Origin of the sequence: Spirosoma sp., assembly GCF_048594605.1 — a bacterium.
In the GTDB taxonomy this organism is placed as follows: domain Bacteria; phylum Bacteroidota; class Bacteroidia; order Cytophagales; family Spirosomataceae; genus Spirosoma.
The window spans coordinates 1-2,028 of sequence record NZ_JBMDWV010000251.1; the positions used below are offsets into that span (position 1 = coordinate 1).

Below are 2,028 nucleotides of genomic sequence, written 5' to 3' on the forward strand. Positions count from 1 at the left end.
CTTCTTGAAAGCCTGGCGTATTCAGCTCTTTCTTTAATTCAGCGATAATTTCCGCTTTTAATTGAGCTTTTGTCTTTTCGTCATCTCCTTCAATGGTATGAGTGTGATCTATAGGATGATTTACTACATTCGGCTTGTTTAAACTTCCCTCCAAACGATTTACCTTTCGCGATAGAATTATTACGAATACAAGCAAGCCAATAACGCCAATGGCTAAAAATGCTGTCCCGCCTACTACAAGGTTCCACCACAAGGGACTATAATCTCGAGGAAGAGTTGTTAAATCCGTGAGCTGTCCAGATTGCGGAATTTCTGGTGGTAGAGGGTTTAAATTTAAGTAATCCAATACCCCCTTTTTAGTTTCATGAACTACAGAAGTGTCAATTTGAAATGATTTACCACCGATGATAAATGAAGAAGATATATCTTTCTCAATAAATTTTTTAAATTCCTCATCTGAATTGAGATACGAAAACCTGCGTTTATAACCATTAATCGTTTCAGAAAGACCTTGTCTCGTATTAGGGTCTTTTGTCATTGCTCGTTGCAAACTATCCCAATCTGGAACACTCTCTACTTCTTTTATAACGACGTATTTTTTCTTCCAACGGACTGGCTCCGTACGAATCATAATATTGTCGGTATATCGCCAATTGATATAATCGATTGCTTTATTAAACTTATGTTCTGGCGGTGTGTTGCCGCTCAGCCCAACGAGCAACAAAACACTCACCAACGACATTCTAACAGCTCTCATCACTACTTGTTTAGTTAAGCTACCCGTTTAGCGACTTCATGTAAGGCTCCTACCAGCGGATAGAAAAAGAGCGTTTCGTTGAGTACTTCAGAGGTTGCCTGACCTATCTCGGCAACACGCTCATCCAATCCGGCCTGATATGCATTAACGAGTAAGCGTTCATCGGTTAATACATCAATAACGACCTGTAACGTAGCCGTATCAATACCAAATTTATCCATAAACCGCAGTTGGCGGTCAAGAACTGGTATCAATTTAGCGATTTGCTGTACTTCGGTTACTACATTATTTCGATACGCCAAATCGCCAACAACCTCCTGATAGGTTCGCCCTGTCAACGTACCTTTTATAACCTCTGTTGTTGATGTGCCCGTGAGTACTGTTTTGATTGTGTCTAAGTCTAACGCTTTCAACTTTGCGAGAGCTTTATCTGATAGCCCGCCTTTACTGGTCACTTCTTTAGGATTGGCTGTCTGTTTTAGTTCTACTGAAGGACATGATTTTTGATAGACATAATCAAAAATCAGTTTGGTCAACTTCTGTAGAGAAGGCAGTTTAGGGTCAGGATCTAAAATGGTCGTGAGCTTTGAGCCTTTGCCACTGAACAATATGAATTGGGGAGAATCTAATCCTAATCCCTGCATCAATCGGGCAATATGGTAAAACAAGCTCAAATAAAACGTCATCGGTACTACTTTCATCCTCGTATTTTGGGCTAATAGGTCGGCGAACGATAAGGGGATGTTTTTAGTCCGAATATCCGTATGGTCAGCCAGAGAAAAGAAAAACGAGACGATATCAGACGATTGAAATTCCGTATTTAAGTCAGTAAGTTGATCCAGTATAGCCTGTAAATCGCTCAATTCATTTTCTTTGAGTTTTTCTTTTATAGGATCTGTGAAAGTTTGAATGAACCCATTATCCATAGGTTGGCCTGTATAACCATCTCCGTATATAGCATTAGCAGCAAATGTGAATGAACTGAGCGCAATAGGTTCATTGTTAACGAATATGACCAAATCGGTTGTTCCTCCGCCAATATCTATGCTAACAGCGGGTTGAGCAGTTGCCTGTTCATTATAAAAATAGAAGGGAGCCAACGATTCGGATAGCCGAATAGGCTGTTGCTTGGAGGTAATTAACCTCCTGAAAGCATTGTCCCAGGCTTTATTGAATAGGGCCAGCCGATTTGTTGACATACTGCTTGGATAGAACCAGATTAGTTCAGTGCTATCCAAATCTCCACCCTCATTTAAAATTTTAGCTCGGAT

The 2,028-nt window shown here is 40.3% G+C and carries 1 protein-coding gene and 1 pseudogene; both read right to left on the reverse strand.

The genetic code is table 11. From position 1 onward, the window contains the following. The coding region (locus tag ACOJS8_RS15585; protein ID WP_420149468.1) for a hypothetical protein at window positions 1-757 on the reverse strand (757 nt) is incomplete at its 3' end. A 14-nt stretch (window positions 758-771) separates the two neighbouring features. Further along, window positions 772-2,028 (reverse strand): annotated as a pseudogene (locus tag ACOJS8_RS15590) (hypothetical protein); the annotation flags it as partial.